The organism is Flavobacterium sp. J372, from assembly GCF_024699965.1.
In the GTDB taxonomy this organism is placed as follows: domain Bacteria; phylum Bacteroidota; class Bacteroidia; order Flavobacteriales; family Flavobacteriaceae; genus Flavobacterium.
In genome coordinates, this window is record NZ_JAJOMZ010000004.1 from 576,879 (window position 1) to 593,133 (window position 16,255).

Consider the following 16,255-nt stretch of genomic DNA (forward strand, 5'->3'; position numbering starts at 1 on the left):
TACCAGTATTTAAGTAATAGAATATATAAAGTTATCATAAAATGTCGCTAATTAGAATTACAGCATTTGACATCTACCAATATTTTAAGTTAAACATATGAAAGGTATAATACTTGCAGGAGGTTCAGGTACGAGACTTCATCCGCTGACATTAGCGGTTAGTAAACAATTGATGCCAATATATGACAAGCCAATGATATACTACCCTTTATCCACATTAATTTGGTCGGGTATAAAGGAGATATTAATAATATCAACGCCGCATGACCTGCCACTATTCCGGCATTTGTTAGGTGATGGAAGCAATCTTGGCTGCAGATTTGTGTATGCTGTACAAGATCAGCCAAATGGACTTGCTGAGGCGTTTATTATTGGTAAAGAATTTATTGGCAATGATAAAGTAGCACTTATACTTGGTGATAATATATTTTATGGGACAGGTCTTTCATCACTTTTACAGGCAAATAATAATCCTGACGGAGGAATAATTTATGCATACCATGTTCATGACCCTGAAAGATACGGAGTTGTTGATTTTGATGAACAGGGAAATGTACTTTCTATTGAAGAAAAACCTGAAAGCCCAAAATCGAACTATGCAGTACCGGGTATCTATTTTTATGATAATGATGTAGTGGAAATTGCTGCCAACATAAAGCCGAGCAGAAGGGGTGAACTTGAGATCACAGACGTAAACAAAGAATATCTAAACCGCGGAAAACTTAAAGTTTCTATACTTGACAGGGGCACGGCATGGCTTGATACAGGCACATTTAGCTCCCTTATGCAGGCCACCCAGTTTGTTCAGGTTATAGAAGAGAGACAGGGCCTTAAAATTGGAGCTCCTGAAGAGGCCGCTTACAAAATGGGTTTTATAGATGAAAAGCAATTATTGAGCGTGGCCGAGCCTTTATTAAAAAGTGGATACGGCAAACACTTGGTAAGTCTCATAAATGAAAAATAATGAATGTAATTGCTACAGAACTTGAAGGTTGCCTCATAATCGAGCCGAAAGTGTTTTATGATGAGCGCGGCTATTTTATGGAAACTTTTAACGAAAGTGCTTTTGAAGCTAATACAGGGATAAAAGCACACTTTGTACAAGATAATCAGTCCAAATCTACACGAGGCGTTTTAAGAGGCTTACATTACCAGACAGGAGCATATGCGCAAGCTAAATTAGTTCGCGTGATTGAGGGCGAAGTGCTGGATGTTGTCGTTGACATACGACCAGAATCAAAAACCTATGGCCAGCATATAAGTGTTTTGCTTTCATCTGAAAATAATAAGCAATTTTTCATACCTCGAGGATTTGCACATGGGTTTGTTGTTTTAAGTGATACAGCAACCTTTTTTTATAAATGTGATAACATTTACAATAAGGACTCTGAAGGCGGTATTGCTTATAATGATGATAGTTTGAAAATTGACTGGCAGCTTGAAGACGAGATATTAATTATTTCAGAAAAAGATAAATATCTGCCAGAATTGCAAAATTCACTTAAGATATGGTAATTTTAGTTACAGGCGGATCAGGCCAATTAGGGCAAGCATTACAATATATAGCACCCGAATATCCTGAACTAAAATTTATTTTTGCATCATCTTCAAAAGCCGACATTACTAATAAGCATAATCTGCAAGAATTTTCAGGATTCATCAGCCAGATTTTTGTATTAATGCTGCGGCCTACACAGCGGTTGATAAAGCTGAAAACGAACTTGAAAAAGCCCATAGTGTAAACGTTACTGGGGCAAAAAATATTGCCGAAGTATGTAATGAATATAATGTTGTGTTGGTGCATATTTCTACTGATTTTGTTTTTGATGGAAGTAAAAACATTCCATATACCGAAGATGATGTGCCAAACCCAAAAAGCGTTTATGGTAAAACTAAGCTTGAAGGTGAAAATGAAATAAGGAATATAGCCGAAAAATATTTTATCATCAGGACATCATGGGTTTATTCTCAATTTGGGAATAACTTTATGAAAACAATGATACGTTTGGGTAACGAGCGTAATTCATTATCTGTTGTGAATGACCAAAAAGGCACGCCCACACATGCTGTAGACCTTGCTAATGTATTAATTATAATTATTCTCAGCCGCAATACTAATTATGGTATTTATAATTACAGCAATGAGGGGAGCTGTACGTGGTATGAATTTGCAAAAGAAATTTTTAGAATTAATAAAATTAATGTAACTATACACCCAATAACAACATCGGCATACCCGACACCAGCTTTAAGGCCAAAGTACAGTGTGCTTGATAAAGATAAGATAAAAAAAATTTTTGATTTAAAAATACCTCTCTGGAAAGACAGTTTAGGAAAAAATTAATTTAATAATATATTTATTTTGGATAATATTTCATCAAGTATATTATTTTCAGAAAAATTATCAGTTACAAATTTTCGTGCATTTCTACCCATTTCAAATGCAGAAGTACTGTCATTTTTTAAATCAAGTAGATTTCTATAAATAATATTTTCATCATTAGTTGAAATATATAATCCGCCAGCTGATTTATCAAAAATTTGTTTTATTTCAGAACTCTCATTACCTGTTACAATAGAAGGTTTGGCACTAGCCATCATACCTAATAGCTTTGAAGGCATTACAGTGTCAACAACATCTATTTTTGGAAAAGGAAGTGAGCACTAGGCGAACATAGAAGTGATCCCAGTTCGGAATAATCTACTAATGGATAAAATTTTACAAAAGTAAAATCTGAGCATCTTTGTTTTAATTTATTTGCATATGCACCATCACCGACAATTATAATTTCAATATCAGGATCTTTAATAATTCTACAAAGTCTGATAAAAAAATCCCAATTTTGTTTCTCCCCTATATTTCCGGAGTAAAGAAGGCTAAACTTTGTTTTGTCAATATAATTGTGGTTTACAGGTTGATTAAGATTTAATGTATCAACATTTATCCAATTGGGAAAATAAACGCAATTATGATTTTTGTTTTTGCTATTAATCTTTGCAATCATACTATAGCTTATACTACTAATTATATCTGGCTTATTAAGTAGATAACGCTCTGTACGAAAAAGTAAATCTCTTATGAAACCCGACAACAATCTGTTATTAAACACACCAGACTCAATTGCTAAGTCAAACTCTAAATCCTGTATATGAACCCATAATTTTGCATTAGTTTTTTTGCTAATTTAGCTGCAGGGATAATTGAAGTAGTAAAAGGTACAATGCAAAATACAAGATTAGTATTTTTGATTTTATATGTATTTATGATTGTTCCATATAATATACTTAACATAAGTTTGACCCGACCATAAAAGTTTATTTTAGACGGAATTGATTGTTTATATCTAAAAATTTTTATTCCATCTATTGACTCTACTATATAAGTATCTTTATTCTTATATTCTTCAGATATTTTCCATGCAGGATAGTATGGAAAACCAGTAATAACATTAACTTTGAAACCATTTTCGCTAAGGAATTTTGCAAATTTTGTTGTATAAAGACCGATAGCTGTATCTTCAGGATAGAAATTACCGGTAATTATAGTTATAGTTTTGTCTGAAGGCATAAATTTTTTTTGCAAATGTATTATTTTACCATAATATGAATGTTTATCTTGATAACATTATTTTTAGCCATGTAAGAAATGGCGGTGTCTCAAATTATTGGTTCAACTTAATTAAATATATAAATAATCAGCCAGATGCTAATGTAATATTTTTTGAAAGCCAGGATGCAAAATTAAATTTCCACAGACAGCAATTAGACATTAATAGCAGCAAAATTATTCCGACAGAATCAAGTTTGCTGCATAGAGTTTTGCCCTATTAACAGTTCCATAAAAGATGAACATGCTATCTATCATTCAAGCTATTACAGAAAAATAAAATCAAATTCTGGAAATGAGATTACAACAGTTCATGATTTTACACATAATTTTTTTGCACCCGGGCATAAAAGAATTATGCACAATCTAATTAAATATAATTCAATTAAGAGAGCTAACGGAATTATATGTATATCAAACAGTACATATAAAGATCTTAAACAATTTTGCCCTGCAAAAAAACATCAAAAAGTAGAAGTTATATATAATGGTGTGAGTGAAGCTTATAAGGTGTTAGATAAATCTCACCCACAATTTAAGAAAGCAGAGGATGACTACAATTTAAATGAAAAATATATTTTGTTTGTAGGAGGCAGAATGCCATATAAAAACTTTTACTTGGCTATAGATATAATAAAATCTTTAGCCGATTACAAGCTGTATGTTATTGGAGATGAATTATCTGTGAAAGAAAAGGAGTATATTGGTGATTCACTTAGTAAAGTACATGTTTATAACAATATTAACGATGGCACGCTTAACTTGTTCTATAATTATGCACACGCTTGCCTCTATCCGTCTTATTATGAGGGATTTGGTATACCGGTAGTAGAAGCTATGAAGGCTGGCTGCCCAGTTATTGCTTTAAACAAAACATCAATACCAGAAATTGCGGGTGGAGCTGCGTTGTTATATGATACTCCTAATGTAAATGATTTTATAAATGGTATACATTTACTTGAAAATAAAGAGTTTAGAATCGATATTATTGGCAAAGGTATTGAAAATTCTGAAAAATTTAGTTGGGAGAAGTCAGCAGCCGAAACTTATGATTTTTACAAGTACATTTCCTCCTGATTTATGTGTAAGGACTTATAATAAAAATAAGAAACAAATAAAGAATATATTATAACACCACTCTCACGTTCAAGTAAATTCTCGGTAAGGAAGTTTAGAGAAAAAATATTATTATTGCAAGATATAAGAGATTAGCTTTAATCTGAATAATTATCTTCCAAAGATAAAACAAGAATATTGCCAGTCCTGCCAAACCGGAGCATAATACTATTGATAAATATTGGTTATGGCTATTATATTTATTAGCTTCATCAATGCTTGTATTGATTTGATAACACTCATCAAGTTTTTGTTGGATGAGCCTAAACCATAGCCAAATATCGGGCTTTCTATAACTCCTTGAATAGAACACTTAAAAATATCAGCTCTTATTTGAGTTGATGATTTTGTTTCATGTGTATTAGAGATGCTTAAAAGTTCTCCAAAACGATTGAAATTTTTATATTTAGGCAATAATGTAATGGTGCCTATTATTATACTTGCCAATGCTGATATGAGAATAAAAGACCTAAAAGATTTGTTTTGAAACATCCAGACTATGCATGCCAGAAAAAAGGATATTATAGGTCCTTTTCTCATAAGAATACCCATAAACACCATATTCATTATAATTATTAGAATGATTAAAACCTTTAATCGCGCTTTATCTAATGATTTTAGTTTCTCTAAAGATAAGATTAAAGCAATACCTATATACAGTGAGAAATAAATAGGATGTATTGAAAAAAGACCTAAGCGGATATTGATAAGATTAGAGTAATGGATTATAGTCTCAGATAATGTGAATTCCTGACTCCAGAAATAAATAAATGAACACATTCCAAAAATACTTACAGACAAAATAAATGAACTGTATAATAATCTTTCAAAAATCTTAAAATTTACTCTTGTAAGTTGGAGGATTAACATTATGAGTGGGAAGGCAACTAATGCAGATAGTGTTGAGAGTTTAGAAAATCCTTTAAGTAAGTTATCCGTATACAATAAGCTAAAACAAAAAATAAGGAATGGTAAACTAAGTAAAAATAATCTTTTATAGTTAAGACATTTTAATCTTACAGTTTGTATTGAAAGCATTGCTGTAACCAAAAATAATAATACTGGGTAAGCTTTAAATTTATTTGGAATAATTAAAGTTGCGCCATTCAGGCAAATTACTAGCTTTAAAAGATTAAATAAAAATTTATTCTTCATTTATTCTTTTTTGGAGAAAAAATTTTGGAAGAAAAACAATTGCAACATAAGTAGCAGTAATATATGCTATACCATTTGTAAGGTCTCCCCGTAAAAATACATCATATATATTGCAGTGTAAAATGCAAAAAGCATATTTTAAAGGATCGTATCCATTAAGCATTTTTATCAATCGTATGAGTATAAGCGCCAGTATAATTGCAAACAAAAGGATTCCTAAAAAGCCAAAATTTATATAGCCCTCTGATATATAAGGATTAGAAAGATTATTAAAGTCAAATTTGTATTTGTCAATTAGGTAATTTCCTATTTTAAATCCAGTAGATTCAGGTTTTTCCGGCCATATTTTCCTAGGAACAAAAAATAGTATACTCCCAGTAAGTTGTTTTCCCGGTACGACATCTTTTTGTCGTAATAATCAATTGTAGCCATAAAGTTAGCATACGCATCATAATGAAGTGAATTAAATGCGTCGGATACGTGTAGGTATTCAAAATTAGAAGCGATGGTGCTAGGGCGCTCAATCATTTGTGATAATGAATATCTTGAGTGGGTAATTATAGTAAGCAGCGGGAATAATAATACCATAGAAAGAAACATAAACCTTAATACCTTAAGATTTGTGTCGAGATATCTTCTTAAAAACAAAAATATAAAAGTTATATAAATTGGGCCTAAAGCATTTCTCTTTTCAGTAAGCGGATTTTTTATAAATAAAAATACAAGTAATAATAAAATAACGACAAAAAATACCAGCTTATAATTACTTGTTTTTTTATCTTGAGTATTAAGATAATGTGACCCTAAGATAATTCCTGAGAAAGGAAGAAAAAACAAAAACTTTTGTACAAAAAGATACTCAGTTACACTCGTAACTTCAACTTCTTTATAAAATTCGTTTTGTAACTGAAATTGTATAGTACTGAAATTGATAATGACAATTATGATGGAAAATATAAGTAATAGTATTACATATACAGGAATATTTTTAAATACTGTAACGTTTTCTTTTTTTTTGAACTATTTTTCCTGATGCAAATAAATATGTAATAAAAAAAAAGAATATGAAATACTAATATATATATATTAGTCCTGATGCAGAATTCAGGATCATATGGAAAATTTTGGATAAATCTGGTTGTACCGTTTCTCTCTAAATCATCTATCTGAATCATTGGAGAAACGATAAAAAAAAGAAAATTAAATACTATATAAACACTTAAAAAAGGTGAAAATTTCTTTTCTATAAACAGATGATAAAACGTCATTAACCAAATAACAAAGAAATTGGCAATAAATGTCGCTTTTAACAAAACAGGAGATGACAGAAAAATTAAAAAGAATAAGGCATATGCCTGTATAAATACTAAAAAAATTCTTTTTTGTCGCATATGGAAAAAAGGGGGGAGATTATCCCCCCCTCTAAATTATTCTTTTATTGCAGGACGCAAATCTGCTAGTTCATCTTCAAGATTTGAATTAGATATCATTAATGGATCATGAACACCATTTACGAGCGATAAATTATAAACAAAATTAGCCGCATCATACTTCAAGGCTTCATTTGGAGTCCAATAATTTTGGAATTTTCCATTGTCACCATCAACAATTTTATCTTTATATTTTATCGAGATGTTTTTTATAGACATTACAGACTGGGAGTTATTTTCCCCTAAATCAAATCTAATTTTATATGGTATAACATCTTCAGGAAATGGGATTTCAATTTTTTGCATTTCAGCGTTTCCATAAACGAACATATCTATAACATTCTCGCCAGATAATTCGGCACCTTCTTCGTCAGTATAATAAATCTGAAATTTATCATTTAGAGAAAATTTTGCTTCTAAAATCAAAATATATGCTGATGATTTATTATCATTTAAATCTGTAGTAGGCGATGTTTGCTTATCATCTTTGCAGGATATAAATAAGATAATTGTCAGAAAGTAAATTAGTAATTGCTTGCTCATATAATAAAATTTAAGTTTTAAAGAATATTCCGTCCGCTTCAAGTTGTTTTCCGGTATTTTTATCGTAAAAGCCATTTTCAAGGGCCATTAATATAAAACCTTTACTCTCAAGTAATTTTTTTGTCTCATCAAATGTAAGTGATTTAGTATACGAAGGAAATAGCGCCATCTCTATCTGGATACCTTTTATTTTTTGTAAAGAATCAGCCGCGCCCTCAAGTACCATCTTTTCATATCCCTGGGTGTCAATTTTTAGATAAATATTGTTCTCCGAAATCCCTAGACTTTTAAAAATTGTATCAAGCCTGCGTACTTCAACAATTTCTTTGTTAACAAATGTTGCGCCTGGAGCACTTTCTGTAAGTTGTGGGAGATTCTCCAATAGCGAACTGCTTACAGAGTTCTGTGCAATATTAATATAGGTCTTTCCATCTCTTTCTCCTAACGAAATATTATGTACTTCCCAAAGCGGATCTTTTGAAGAAACTTTCGTCAATTTTAAAAATGCATCTTTTAAAGGTTCAAAAGAGATTATTTTACCACTAAAGCCCATATTTCGCATTTCAGATCCAAACTGGCCAATATTTGCACCCACATCAATTACAACATCAATGTCATGATTTTTTATTAATTGTATCCGTCTATGTAATTCTGGTGTCGGATATTTTATTATTTCAATGCCTGTAACTTTATTGAATAACCTTTTAAGTTTGAGTAACGGACTTTTATATTTGTATAGAAATTTGTGCATTTTTGCGTAATGATCTTATTTTCAACGCTTAACAACCACAGTGTTATAAGCGCGCTACAAAAATAGAATATTAACTGGATTAATGCTTAATTACGGTATAAAAATAATTAAATCATATATATTATTTGATAATAATTATTAAGGCTATTGGGATAATACCAGAATATAAGAAGATTTGGTAAAATTAAATTTTCTGGGGTTTAAGTTTTCTTACAATGCTATAGGCTTGGATAGGGTGTATTATGCTCCAAACCAAAAGGCAGATAATCGACGCTATTAAAACTGAAGAAATACCAGCATTAAGTTTAACAAAAAGATATGACAAAGGAATCTTTAGCACAACACCTACATATAAAATTATAAGATATGACTTTAAGTTGCCAGTGCCATTAAAAAAATATCCATAATAGGTTGTGATTATACGCAAGGCCGTATATATTGCCATGAGAAATAGCAAACTGTGAGAAATATTAAAGTTCACCCCAATCCAGGCATTCATAATTGGAGGTGCAACAAAAACAGCTAGTACTAGCCCTAAAAGTATAATAATGTAAAACAAGTTGAACTTTTTAAATGCTGATAAAAACCATTGTTTGTCCTTCTGTAAATAATGTTTTGTAAATAAAGACCATACAGGTGCCATGGCAGCCATAAGAATCATTAAAGGGAACTGAAAATATTTGGTGACAATTTCATAGGGTACGACCTCTTCAGGACCCAAAAAAGTAAGCAAGTATATAATTGTCAGATGAAAACAGAAACAAGGTACCAACCTGAATAGCCATATATTGTAAGCCCATATGGAAAACATCGCGAAGAAATCCGCTTTCAGTATTACAGTTTGTAAATAGTGAATATGGCTCGGTTTTAAAAAAAATAAATGGTATACGCAGTATTTACTGCCAAGCTTATAATGCCATTTGTTATTGATATGGCATAAAGCTTTTCATAAATATTTATTGAAGGTGTATAAAAGTTTATGGAAATGGCAGATAATAAAAACACAAGCTGATTTACAGCAATTGATTGTTCTGAATATTTACCACGGTGAACACTTACAAAGAGTGCCTTGTATGTATTCATTATAAAATTGAGGCAAAAGAACAGAATATTTACAATAAATAAGCGAATTATGAAGCCAGAGGGAAGCGGAATTTTGAATAATGATTTAAGATCTAGTATTATAACAAGGCAACAAAGGAATATAAATGTTGCTACAGCAATTATTGTGGTACTTAAATATGTAGATTTTATATAGGCGTTTATTTGAGAAATATTGCCATAATGCTGCAATTCCGGAATTTTGGTTTTAAGGGTGCTGGCTAGGCCGAAATCCATTAGCAAAATAAGCTGAAATAGTGTAAATATTAAAACCCACACGCCATAATTAGCATCTCCCAGATAATTGATTAGTATAGGTATTGAAACAAAGAGTGAAAACCCTGAAATGCCTTTGTAAAAGGCGCTCATTAAAAAATGATTTCCGTTAATTTTACTATAAGATAACATGGTTTACGCTTTTAACATCCAATTATATAACGTGCGTATTCCTTGGTCAAGTTCAGTTGTGTATTTCCATCCAAGGACATTTAATTTAGAACAATCGGTAAGTTTACGCATAGTGCCATCAGGCATATCTGTGTTAAATAACAATTTACCATTATAGCCAATAATGTTTTTTACAGTATATGCCAGGTCTTTTATGCTAATATCTTTACCGGTGCCTATGTTTATATGTGTATTGCGAATTTCTTCATGATCTATATAGCAATCGGCGAAGTTTCTGTTTTCCATAATAAATACACACGCATCGGCCATATCCTCACTCCACAAAAATTCACGCATGGGTTTGCCTGAACCCCATAATTCTACTTTCTCGGCTGAAATGTTGAAACGGTTAAGGATTATCTTAGCTTCATCAAATGTATCAGTCTTAAGGTTTGCCACAACTTCATCTTTTCTGCCATCGGCCAACAGTTTAGCGAGATAAATTTTACGTATAATTGCCGGCAATACATGCGAATTTTCAAGGTCAAAATTGTCATTAGGCCCATATAAATTTGTAGGCATAACAGACATGAAATTAGTTCCGTATTGTAGATTATAGCTTTCGCACATTTTTATTCCGGCAATTTTGGCTATAGCATAAGGTTCGTTTGTATATTCCAAAACATCAGTCAATAAATAATCCTCCTTCATAGGTTGAGGGCAATTTTTAGGATATATACAGGTACTGCCTAAGAATAATAATTTTTTAACCTTATTTACATAACTCTGGTGAATCACATTATTTTGTATCATCAGGTTTTCATAAATAAAATCTGCCCTATAAGTATTATTGGCAACAATGCCGCCAACCTTGGCCGCTGCAAGAAAAACGTATTCTGGCTTTTCTTCATTAAAAAAAGCAGAAACTGCAGCGGTGTCTTTAAGGTCAAGATCAGCGTGGGTTCTAACAACAATATTTTTATACCCTTTTTTTTCAAGATTATTTAAAATGGCGCTTCCTACAAGACCTCGGTGTCCTGCAACATATATTTTTGCCGTTTTTTCCATTATATTTTGATTGGCTTGAGGACATATTCAAGATCATGCTGAACCATTATTTTCACAAGATCTCTAAATGAAGTTTTTTCTGGGATTCCATTTTAGTTTTGTGCGTGCTTTCGTAGGGTCTCCCAATAAAGTCTCTACCTCTGCTGGCCTGTAATATTGCGGATCAACTTCCACTAATATTTTATTTGTTTTTTTACAAATTCCTTTCTCATTTTCATCACTCCCCTCCCAGTATAAGTCTATCCCGATCTCCCTAAATGCATATTCACAAAAGTCTCGCACAGAATATTGTTCTCCCGTGGCAATTACATAATCTTCAGCTGTATCTTGTTGCAGCATCAGCCACATACATTCAACATAATCTTTGGCATAACCCCAATCACGAAGTGAGTTGAGGTTGCCCAAATATAGTTTTTCCTGTATACCGTGTGATATTCTTGCAACAGCAAGCGTAATTTTACGTGTTACAAATGTTTCGCCACGTCTTTCACTTTCATGATTAAAAAGTATTCCGTTAGCGGTATACATTCCGTATGCTTCCCTATAATTTTTAGTTATCCAATAGGCATATATTTTTGCAACACCATAAGGTGATCGGGGGTAAAAAGGAGTTAGTTCATTTTGTGGTATTTCCTGAACTTTACCATAGAGCTCTGATGTAGATGCCTGATAGATTCTTGTTGTTTTTTCCAGACCGCAAATGCGTACTGCCTCCAAAAGCCGTAAAGTACCAATTCCATCTGTTTCTGCAGTATATTCAGGTAGCTCAAAAGATACTTTAACGTGCGATTGTGCTGCAAGATTATAAATTTCATCGGGCTTTATTTGCTGTATGAGTCGTATAAGATTCGTAGAATCGGTCATATCTCCGTAATGAAGCAGTATCTTCCTATTATTATGGATATCTTTTAATAACGAATCAATATATAGATGCTCAATACGTTCAGTATTAAATGTTGAACTGCGCCTTATGATGCCATGAACCTCATATCCCTTCTCTATAAGGAGTTCTGCAAGATAAGATCCATCCTGGCCATTAATACCTGTTATTAATGCTTTTTTCATTACTATATTTCCTTTATGTTGCAAATATACTTTTTAAAGGAGAATATGCGTAAATTTGTTGCAGTATAAATGATGCTTTGATGTAATAACACTAAATAAGGCATATTTTTATATCTTGCGAGGGCAAATCAACATAATGAAGAAGATATTAGTAACCGGAGCCGCCGGCTTTTTAGGCTCACATCTGTGTGACAGGTTTATAAAAGAAGGTTACCACGTTATAGGGATGGATAACCTTATCACAGGTGACCTTCGCAATATTGAACACTTGTTCAAATTAGAGCATTTTGAGTTTTATCACCATGATGTTACAAAATTTGTAAATATTCCCGGCCAGCTTGACTATATATTGCATTTTGCCTCGCCTGCCTCTCCAATAGATTACCTTAAGATACCTATACAAACGCTAAAAGTGGGTTCGCTAGGCACCCATAATCTTTTAGGGCTTGCGCGCGTAAAAAAAGCAACTATCCTTATCGCATCTACATCTGAAGTTTATGGAGACCCGTTAGTTCATCCGCAAACTGAAGATTATTATGGTAACGTGAATGCTATTGGGTCCGAGGGGTGTGTATGATGAAGCCAAGCGCTTTCAGGAATCAATCACAATGGCTTACCACACCTTCCATAATGTTGATATCAGGATTGTCAGGATTTTTAATACCTATGGCCCACGCATGAGGCTTAATGACGGCCGTGTTATACCTGCATTTATTGGCCAGGCACTTCGTGGTGAAGACCTCACTATTTTTGGAGATGGTATGCAAACGCGATCTTTCTGCTATGTTGATGACCAGGTTGAAGGCATTTACCGCCTGTTGCACAGTGGGCACACGTTACCGGTAAACATAGGAAATCCGGATGAGATAACTATAAAAGATTTTGCTGAAGAGATAATAAAACTTACCGGCACAAAACAAAAAATTGTTTACAGGCCGCTACCTGAAAATGATCCGCTGCAGCGCCAGCCCGATATCTCTAAAGCAAAAGCCTTGTTAGGCTGGGAGCCTAAAGTGGGCCGTGCCGAAGGAATGAAGATTACATATGATTATTTTAAGTCCCTGTCATCTGAAGAGTTACTGAAAGAAGACCATAAGGATTTTACTAAATATATTGTTTAATTGAAAAAGAGAACAGGAAGGTATTCAGGCTATATAAGGCCCTTTTCTTATATACTTGACCTTATAATAATAAATGCACTGGCAAATCACATGCTCTGGGATAACTTCCAGACATGGTCTTACCATTTGTTTATTACCCTGTCATGGGCCATAATTGGTTACAATACCGGCTTTTATGAGGTTTACCGCTACACAAAAGTAATACAGATTTACGGTAAGGTTGTCAAGCAATATTTCCTCTTTATAATTGTGAATTTTGCCTATATAGGCTATTTCCTTAAGTTTTCAAGCCCTTCTCAGGTTATAAGCTTCATAAGCCTTTCAACACTGCTTATTGCTGCAGCCAAGATATTTGTTTATTATGGGCTTCGTAAGTTCAGGGTGCTCTTCGGCGGTAATTTCCGGCGAGTGGTACTTGTAGGGCGTGGCAAAAGTGTTGCGCAACTTGCAGAATTCTTCAATGAAAATCCTGACTATGGGTATAAACTTGAAAAGGTTTTCCCAATGAAGTCAAACAAAGACATTGAAGAATGCTTTTCTTTTGTGATGGAGCAAAAGATAGATGAGATTTACTGCTCAATGGCAAGCCTAAACACAAAAGATGTGAACAAGTTTGTTGACTTTACCGATAATAACCTGAAAATACTCAAGTTTTTACCTGACAATAAAGAAGTTATAGCAAGTAACTATAAATATGACTATTATGGTTACATCCCTATTATATCGCTTCGAAATATCCCGCTGGATAGTTACCTTAACAAATTTATAAAGCGTGGGTTTGATATAGTTTTTTCGCTTATCATTATACTGGGTATACTATCATGGCTAACACCAGTTCTTGCGCTGCTTATAAAAGCAGAGTCACGAGGCCCAGTTTTCTTTAAACAGAAAAGAAACGGTCTTAACTATGATGAATTTTATTGCTATAAATTCCGCTCAATGCGGCTTAATGAAATAGCCGATATACACCAGGTAAGCAAGAACGACCCCAGGATTACCCGAACAGGCAAATTTATAAGGAAAACAAGTATTGATGAGCTTCCGCAGTTTTTTAATGTGCTGTTAGGAGATATGTCGGTAGTAGGGCCACGTCCCCACATGGTAAGCCATACAGAAATGTATGCCCGCCGGATAGACAAGTTTATGGTGCGCCACTTTATAAAGCCAGGCATTACAGGGTTGGCACAAACGAAAGGGTTTCGCGGTGAGGTAGAATCTGATAACGACATTATTTACAGGGTGAAATATGACATTTTTTACCTCGAAAACTGGTCATTGCTGCTTGATATAAAAATTATACTGCTTACCGTTGTTAACGCGTTGCGTGGCGAAGAGAAAGCATATTAAGTCATAAAACAACAACACAACTACAATGAAAATATTACTCCTTGGCTCAGGGGGAAGGGAACATGCCCTTGCCTGGAAAATGCTCCAAAGCAAAGAATGTAAAGAACTGTATGTCGCACCCGGTAATGCGGGCACAGCTTCAATTGCTGTCAACGTAAACATTTCCGCAACAGATTTTGCTGCAGTTAAAGCATTTGTGCTTGATAAAGGTATAACTATGGTAGTTGTGGGCCCGGAAGACCCTTTGGTAAAAGGTATTTACGACTTTTTTAAAGATGATGCAGAACTGGCAGCTATTCCGGTGATAGGCCCTTCAAAAGAAGGTGCACAGCTTGAAGGCAGCAAAGAATTCGCAAAAATTTTCCTTACCGAAAACAACATCCCCACCGCAGCTTACGGCAGTTTTACTGCTGATACATTGCAGAAGGGCCTTGACTTCCTCACCACGCTGAAACCGCCGTATGTACTAAAGGCGGACGGGCTTGCAGCAGGCAAAGGAGTGCTTATACTCAACAGCCTGGAAGAAGCGCAGCAGGAACTGAAGAACATGCTGGTAGATGCCAAATTCGGGCAGGCAAGCAGCAAAGTAGTAATTGAGGAGTTTCTTGACGGCATAGAGCTGAGCTGTTTTGTGCTGACTGACGGACAATCTTACAGAATACTCCCGACAGCTAAAGATTACAAACGTATTGGCGAAGGTGACACCGGCCTTAATACAGGCGGGATGGGTGCTATATCACCAGTGCCGTTTGCAGATGAGGCCTTTATGGCGAAAATTGAAGACCGTGTGGTAAAACCTACCATTGAAGGGCTGAAACGACGTAAAATCGACTATAAAGGATTTATATTCATAGGGCTGATAAAAGTGGGCGACGAGCCGTTTGTGATTGAATACAACGTGCGCATGGGCGACCCTGAGACCGAAGTAGTAATTCCGCGCATTACGTCAGATCTGGTGAAGCTCTTTATGGCAGTCGCAAAGCAAAACCTGAAAAGCAAAACCATTTTGGTTGATGAACGTTCTGCTGCTACAATAATGGCCGTATCCGGCGGCTACCCTGAAGATTATGAGAAAGGGAAAGTTATTTCAGGCTTAGATAATGTTGAGGATTCCATTGTTTTCCATGCAGGTACAGGCTTAAATGAAAGTGAAGTAATAACCTCCGGCGGCCGTGTGCTGGCTGTTACTTCATTTGGAAATGACTTCCGCGAGGCCATAAAAAAATCTTATCAAAACCTTGATAAACTCAGCTTTGATAAGATGTATTACAGGAAGGATATCGGCTTCGACTTATGATAAGAACGAGTGTGCCGTAGTATCCTGGTCGTCGTCATTATTGGCTTTAAATACCTGTAGCTGCTTAATCCAGTACCACGTAGCTGCACAGCAAATTATGATGAATATCCATGTTATAATGTTGGCAATCCACCAGTTATCAAGTTCCATAGCTCTTAGTATATCAAGAGGCCAGAACAATATCTTTACAAACAGGTACTCAATGCCTTCAAAAAATGCTTTCATTTTTAAACAAGTATTATATTTACAGACACAAAAGTATAAAAT

16 protein-coding genes and 2 pseudogenes are annotated in these 16,255 nt (G+C 34.1%); 7 read left to right on the top strand and 11 right to left on the bottom strand.

From position 1 onward, the window contains the following. Window positions 1-97 precede the first annotated feature (97 nt). The 3 genes from rfbA to rfbD all read left to right on the top strand — a co-directional run bounded on the left by rfbA (window position 98) and on the right by rfbD (window position 2,344). On the top strand, window positions 98-964 hold the full coding sequence (rfbA, locus tag LRS05_RS03000; protein ID WP_257866962.1) for a glucose-1-phosphate thymidylyltransferase RfbA: 867 nt from the start codon (window positions 98-100) through the stop codon (window positions 962-964). Next, window positions 964-1,515: a dTDP-4-dehydrorhamnose 3,5-epimerase gene (gene rfbC / locus LRS05_RS03005; protein WP_257866963.1), complete on the top strand. Its 552-nt coding sequence runs from the start codon at window positions 964-966 to the stop codon at window positions 1,513-1,515. Before rfbA ends, rfbC begins: the two co-directional genes overlap by 1 nt. Before the next feature lie 160 nt (window positions 1,516-1,675). Beyond that, window positions 1,676-2,344 (top strand): dTDP-4-dehydrorhamnose reductase, encoded by a 669-nt coding sequence (gene rfbD / locus LRS05_RS03010; RefSeq protein WP_308224960.1) that lies wholly within the window; start codon window positions 1,676-1,678, stop codon window positions 2,342-2,344. On the opposite strand, the gene LRS05_RS03015 is transcribed toward rfbD, so the two are convergent. The 3 genes from LRS05_RS03015 to LRS05_RS03025 all read right to left on the bottom strand — a co-directional run bounded on the left by LRS05_RS03015 (window position 2,341) and on the right by LRS05_RS03025 (window position 3,568). Then, window positions 2,341-2,601: a glycosyltransferase gene (locus tag LRS05_RS03015; protein ID WP_257866964.1), complete on the bottom strand. Its 261-nt coding sequence runs from the start codon at window positions 2,599-2,601 to the stop codon at window positions 2,341-2,343. The two genes, rfbD and LRS05_RS03015, sit on opposite strands and share 4 nt — an antisense overlap. Before the next feature lie 38 nt (window positions 2,602-2,639). Next, complete coding sequence (locus tag LRS05_RS03020; RefSeq protein ID WP_257866965.1) at window positions 2,640-3,005, bottom strand: glycosyltransferase; 366 nt, start codon at window positions 3,003-3,005, stop codon at window positions 2,640-2,642. A 131-nt stretch (window positions 3,006-3,136) separates the two neighbouring features. After that, the gene (locus LRS05_RS03025; protein ID WP_257866966.1) at window positions 3,137-3,568 is read right to left on the bottom strand and encodes a hypothetical protein; all 432 of its coding nucleotides are present in this window, start codon (window positions 3,566-3,568) and stop codon (window positions 3,137-3,139) included. 339 nt (window positions 3,569-3,907) lie between these two features. On the opposite strand from LRS05_RS03025, the gene LRS05_RS03030 reads away from it, so the two are divergent. Then, on the top strand, window positions 3,908-4,684 hold the full coding sequence (locus LRS05_RS03030; protein WP_257869222.1) for a glycosyltransferase family 1 protein: 777 nt from the start codon (window positions 3,908-3,910) through the stop codon (window positions 4,682-4,684). 207 nt (window positions 4,685-4,891) lie between these two features. On the opposite strand, the gene LRS05_RS03035 is transcribed toward LRS05_RS03030, so the two are convergent. The 7 genes and pseudogenes from LRS05_RS03035 to gmd all read right to left on the bottom strand — a co-directional run bounded on the left by LRS05_RS03035 (window position 4,892) and on the right by gmd (window position 12,223). After that, on the bottom strand, window positions 4,892-5,878 hold the full coding sequence (locus tag LRS05_RS03035) for an O-antigen ligase family protein (protein ID WP_257866967.1): 987 nt from the start codon (window positions 5,876-5,878) through the stop codon (window positions 4,892-4,894). 306 nt (window positions 5,879-6,184) lie between these two features. Continuing rightward, the gene (locus LRS05_RS03040) at window positions 6,185-6,466 is read right to left on the bottom strand and encodes a hypothetical protein (RefSeq protein WP_257866968.1); all 282 of its coding nucleotides are present in this window, start codon (window positions 6,464-6,466) and stop codon (window positions 6,185-6,187) included. An 839-nt stretch (window positions 6,467-7,305) separates the two neighbouring features. Beyond that, window positions 7,306-7,851, bottom strand: coding sequence for a hypothetical protein (locus LRS05_RS03045; protein ID WP_257866969.1), 546 nt, complete (start codon window positions 7,849-7,851; stop codon window positions 7,306-7,308). Window positions 7,852-7,861: 10 nt separating this feature from the next. Further along, on the bottom strand, window positions 7,862-8,602 hold the full coding sequence (locus LRS05_RS03050) for an FkbM family methyltransferase (protein WP_257866970.1): 741 nt from the start codon (window positions 8,600-8,602) through the stop codon (window positions 7,862-7,864). Window positions 8,603-9,469: 867 nt separating this feature from the next. Next, window positions 9,470-10,111: a hypothetical protein gene (locus LRS05_RS03055; RefSeq protein WP_257866971.1), complete on the bottom strand. Its 642-nt coding sequence runs from the start codon at window positions 10,109-10,111 to the stop codon at window positions 9,470-9,472. 3 nt (window positions 10,112-10,114) lie between these two features. Further along, complete coding sequence (locus LRS05_RS03060) at window positions 10,115-11,158, bottom strand: GDP-L-fucose synthase (protein ID WP_257866972.1); 1,044 nt, start codon at window positions 11,156-11,158, stop codon at window positions 10,115-10,117. Continuing rightward, window positions 11,158-12,223, bottom strand: a pseudogene (gene gmd, locus LRS05_RS03065) (GDP-mannose 4,6-dehydratase). Before gmd ends, LRS05_RS03060 begins: the two are co-directional and overlap by 1 nt. A gap of 136 nt (window positions 12,224-12,359) precedes the next feature. On the opposite strand from gmd, the pseudogene LRS05_RS03070 reads away from it, so the two are divergent. The 3 genes and pseudogenes from LRS05_RS03070 (at window position 12,360) to purD (ending at window position 15,988) form a co-directional block, all read left to right on the top strand. Beyond that, a pseudogene (locus LRS05_RS03070) lies at window positions 12,360-13,344 on the top strand (UDP-glucuronic acid decarboxylase family protein). After that, the gene (locus LRS05_RS03075) at window positions 13,345-14,691 is read left to right on the top strand and encodes an exopolysaccharide biosynthesis polyprenyl glycosylphosphotransferase (protein ID WP_257866973.1); all 1,347 of its coding nucleotides are present in this window, start codon (window positions 13,345-13,347) and stop codon (window positions 14,689-14,691) included. Between the two features lie 25 nt (window positions 14,692-14,716). After that, window positions 14,717-15,988 carry a phosphoribosylamine--glycine ligase gene (purD, locus tag LRS05_RS03080; RefSeq protein WP_257866974.1) on the top strand — a complete coding sequence of 424 codons (1,272 nt, stop codon included), beginning with the start codon at window positions 14,717-14,719 and terminating at the stop codon, window positions 15,986-15,988. Here the strand turns inward: purD and LRS05_RS03085 are convergent. Continuing rightward, window positions 15,983-16,213 (bottom strand): uracil phosphoribosyltransferase, encoded by a 231-nt coding sequence (locus LRS05_RS03085; protein WP_257866975.1) that lies wholly within the window; start codon window positions 16,211-16,213, stop codon window positions 15,983-15,985. The two genes, purD and LRS05_RS03085, sit on opposite strands and share 6 nt — an antisense overlap. Between the last annotated feature and the right edge of the window lie 42 nt (window positions 16,214-16,255).

Excerpts from the sequence above, each read along its gene's own strand:
- rfbA (WP_257866962.1), top strand. The coding sequence starts at position 98 with ATGAAAGGTATAATACTTGCAGGAGGTTCAGGTACGAGACTTCATCCG.
- rfbC (WP_257866963.1), top strand. The coding sequence starts at position 964 with ATGAATGTAATTGCTACAGAACTTGAAGGTTGCCTCATAATCGAGCCG.
- LRS05_RS03015 (WP_257866964.1), bottom strand. The coding sequence starts at position 2,601 with ATGATGGCTAGTGCCAAACCTTCTATTGTAACAGGTAATGAGAGTTCT.
- LRS05_RS03020 (WP_257866965.1), bottom strand. The coding sequence starts at position 3,005 with ATGATTGCAAAGATTAATAGCAAAAACAAAAATCATAATTGCGTTTAT.
- LRS05_RS03025 (WP_257866966.1), bottom strand. The coding sequence starts at position 3,568 with ATGCCTTCAGACAAAACTATAACTATAATTACCGGTAATTTCTATCCT.
- LRS05_RS03035 (WP_257866967.1), bottom strand. The coding sequence starts at position 5,878 with ATGAAGAATAAATTTTTATTTAATCTTTTAAAGCTAGTAATTTGCCTG.
- LRS05_RS03040 (WP_257866968.1), bottom strand. The coding sequence starts at position 6,466 with ATGGTATTATTATTCCCGCTGCTTACTATAATTACCCACTCAAGATAT.
- LRS05_RS03045 (WP_257866969.1), bottom strand. The coding sequence starts at position 7,851 with ATGAGCAAGCAATTACTAATTTACTTTCTGACAATTATCTTATTTATA.
- LRS05_RS03050 (WP_257866970.1), bottom strand. The coding sequence starts at position 8,602 with ATGCACAAATTTCTATACAAATATAAAAGTCCGTTACTCAAACTTAAA.
- LRS05_RS03055 (WP_257866971.1), bottom strand. The coding sequence starts at position 10,111 with ATGTTATCTTATAGTAAAATTAACGGAAATCATTTTTTAATGAGCGCC.
- LRS05_RS03060 (WP_257866972.1), bottom strand. The coding sequence starts at position 11,158 with ATGGAAAAAACGGCAAAAATATATGTTGCAGGACACCGAGGTCTTGTA.
- purD (WP_257866974.1), top strand. The coding sequence starts at position 14,717 with ATGAAAATATTACTCCTTGGCTCAGGGGGAAGGGAACATGCCCTTGCC.
- LRS05_RS03085 (WP_257866975.1), bottom strand. The coding sequence starts at position 16,213 with ATGAAAGCATTTTTTGAAGGCATTGAGTACCTGTTTGTAAAGATATTG.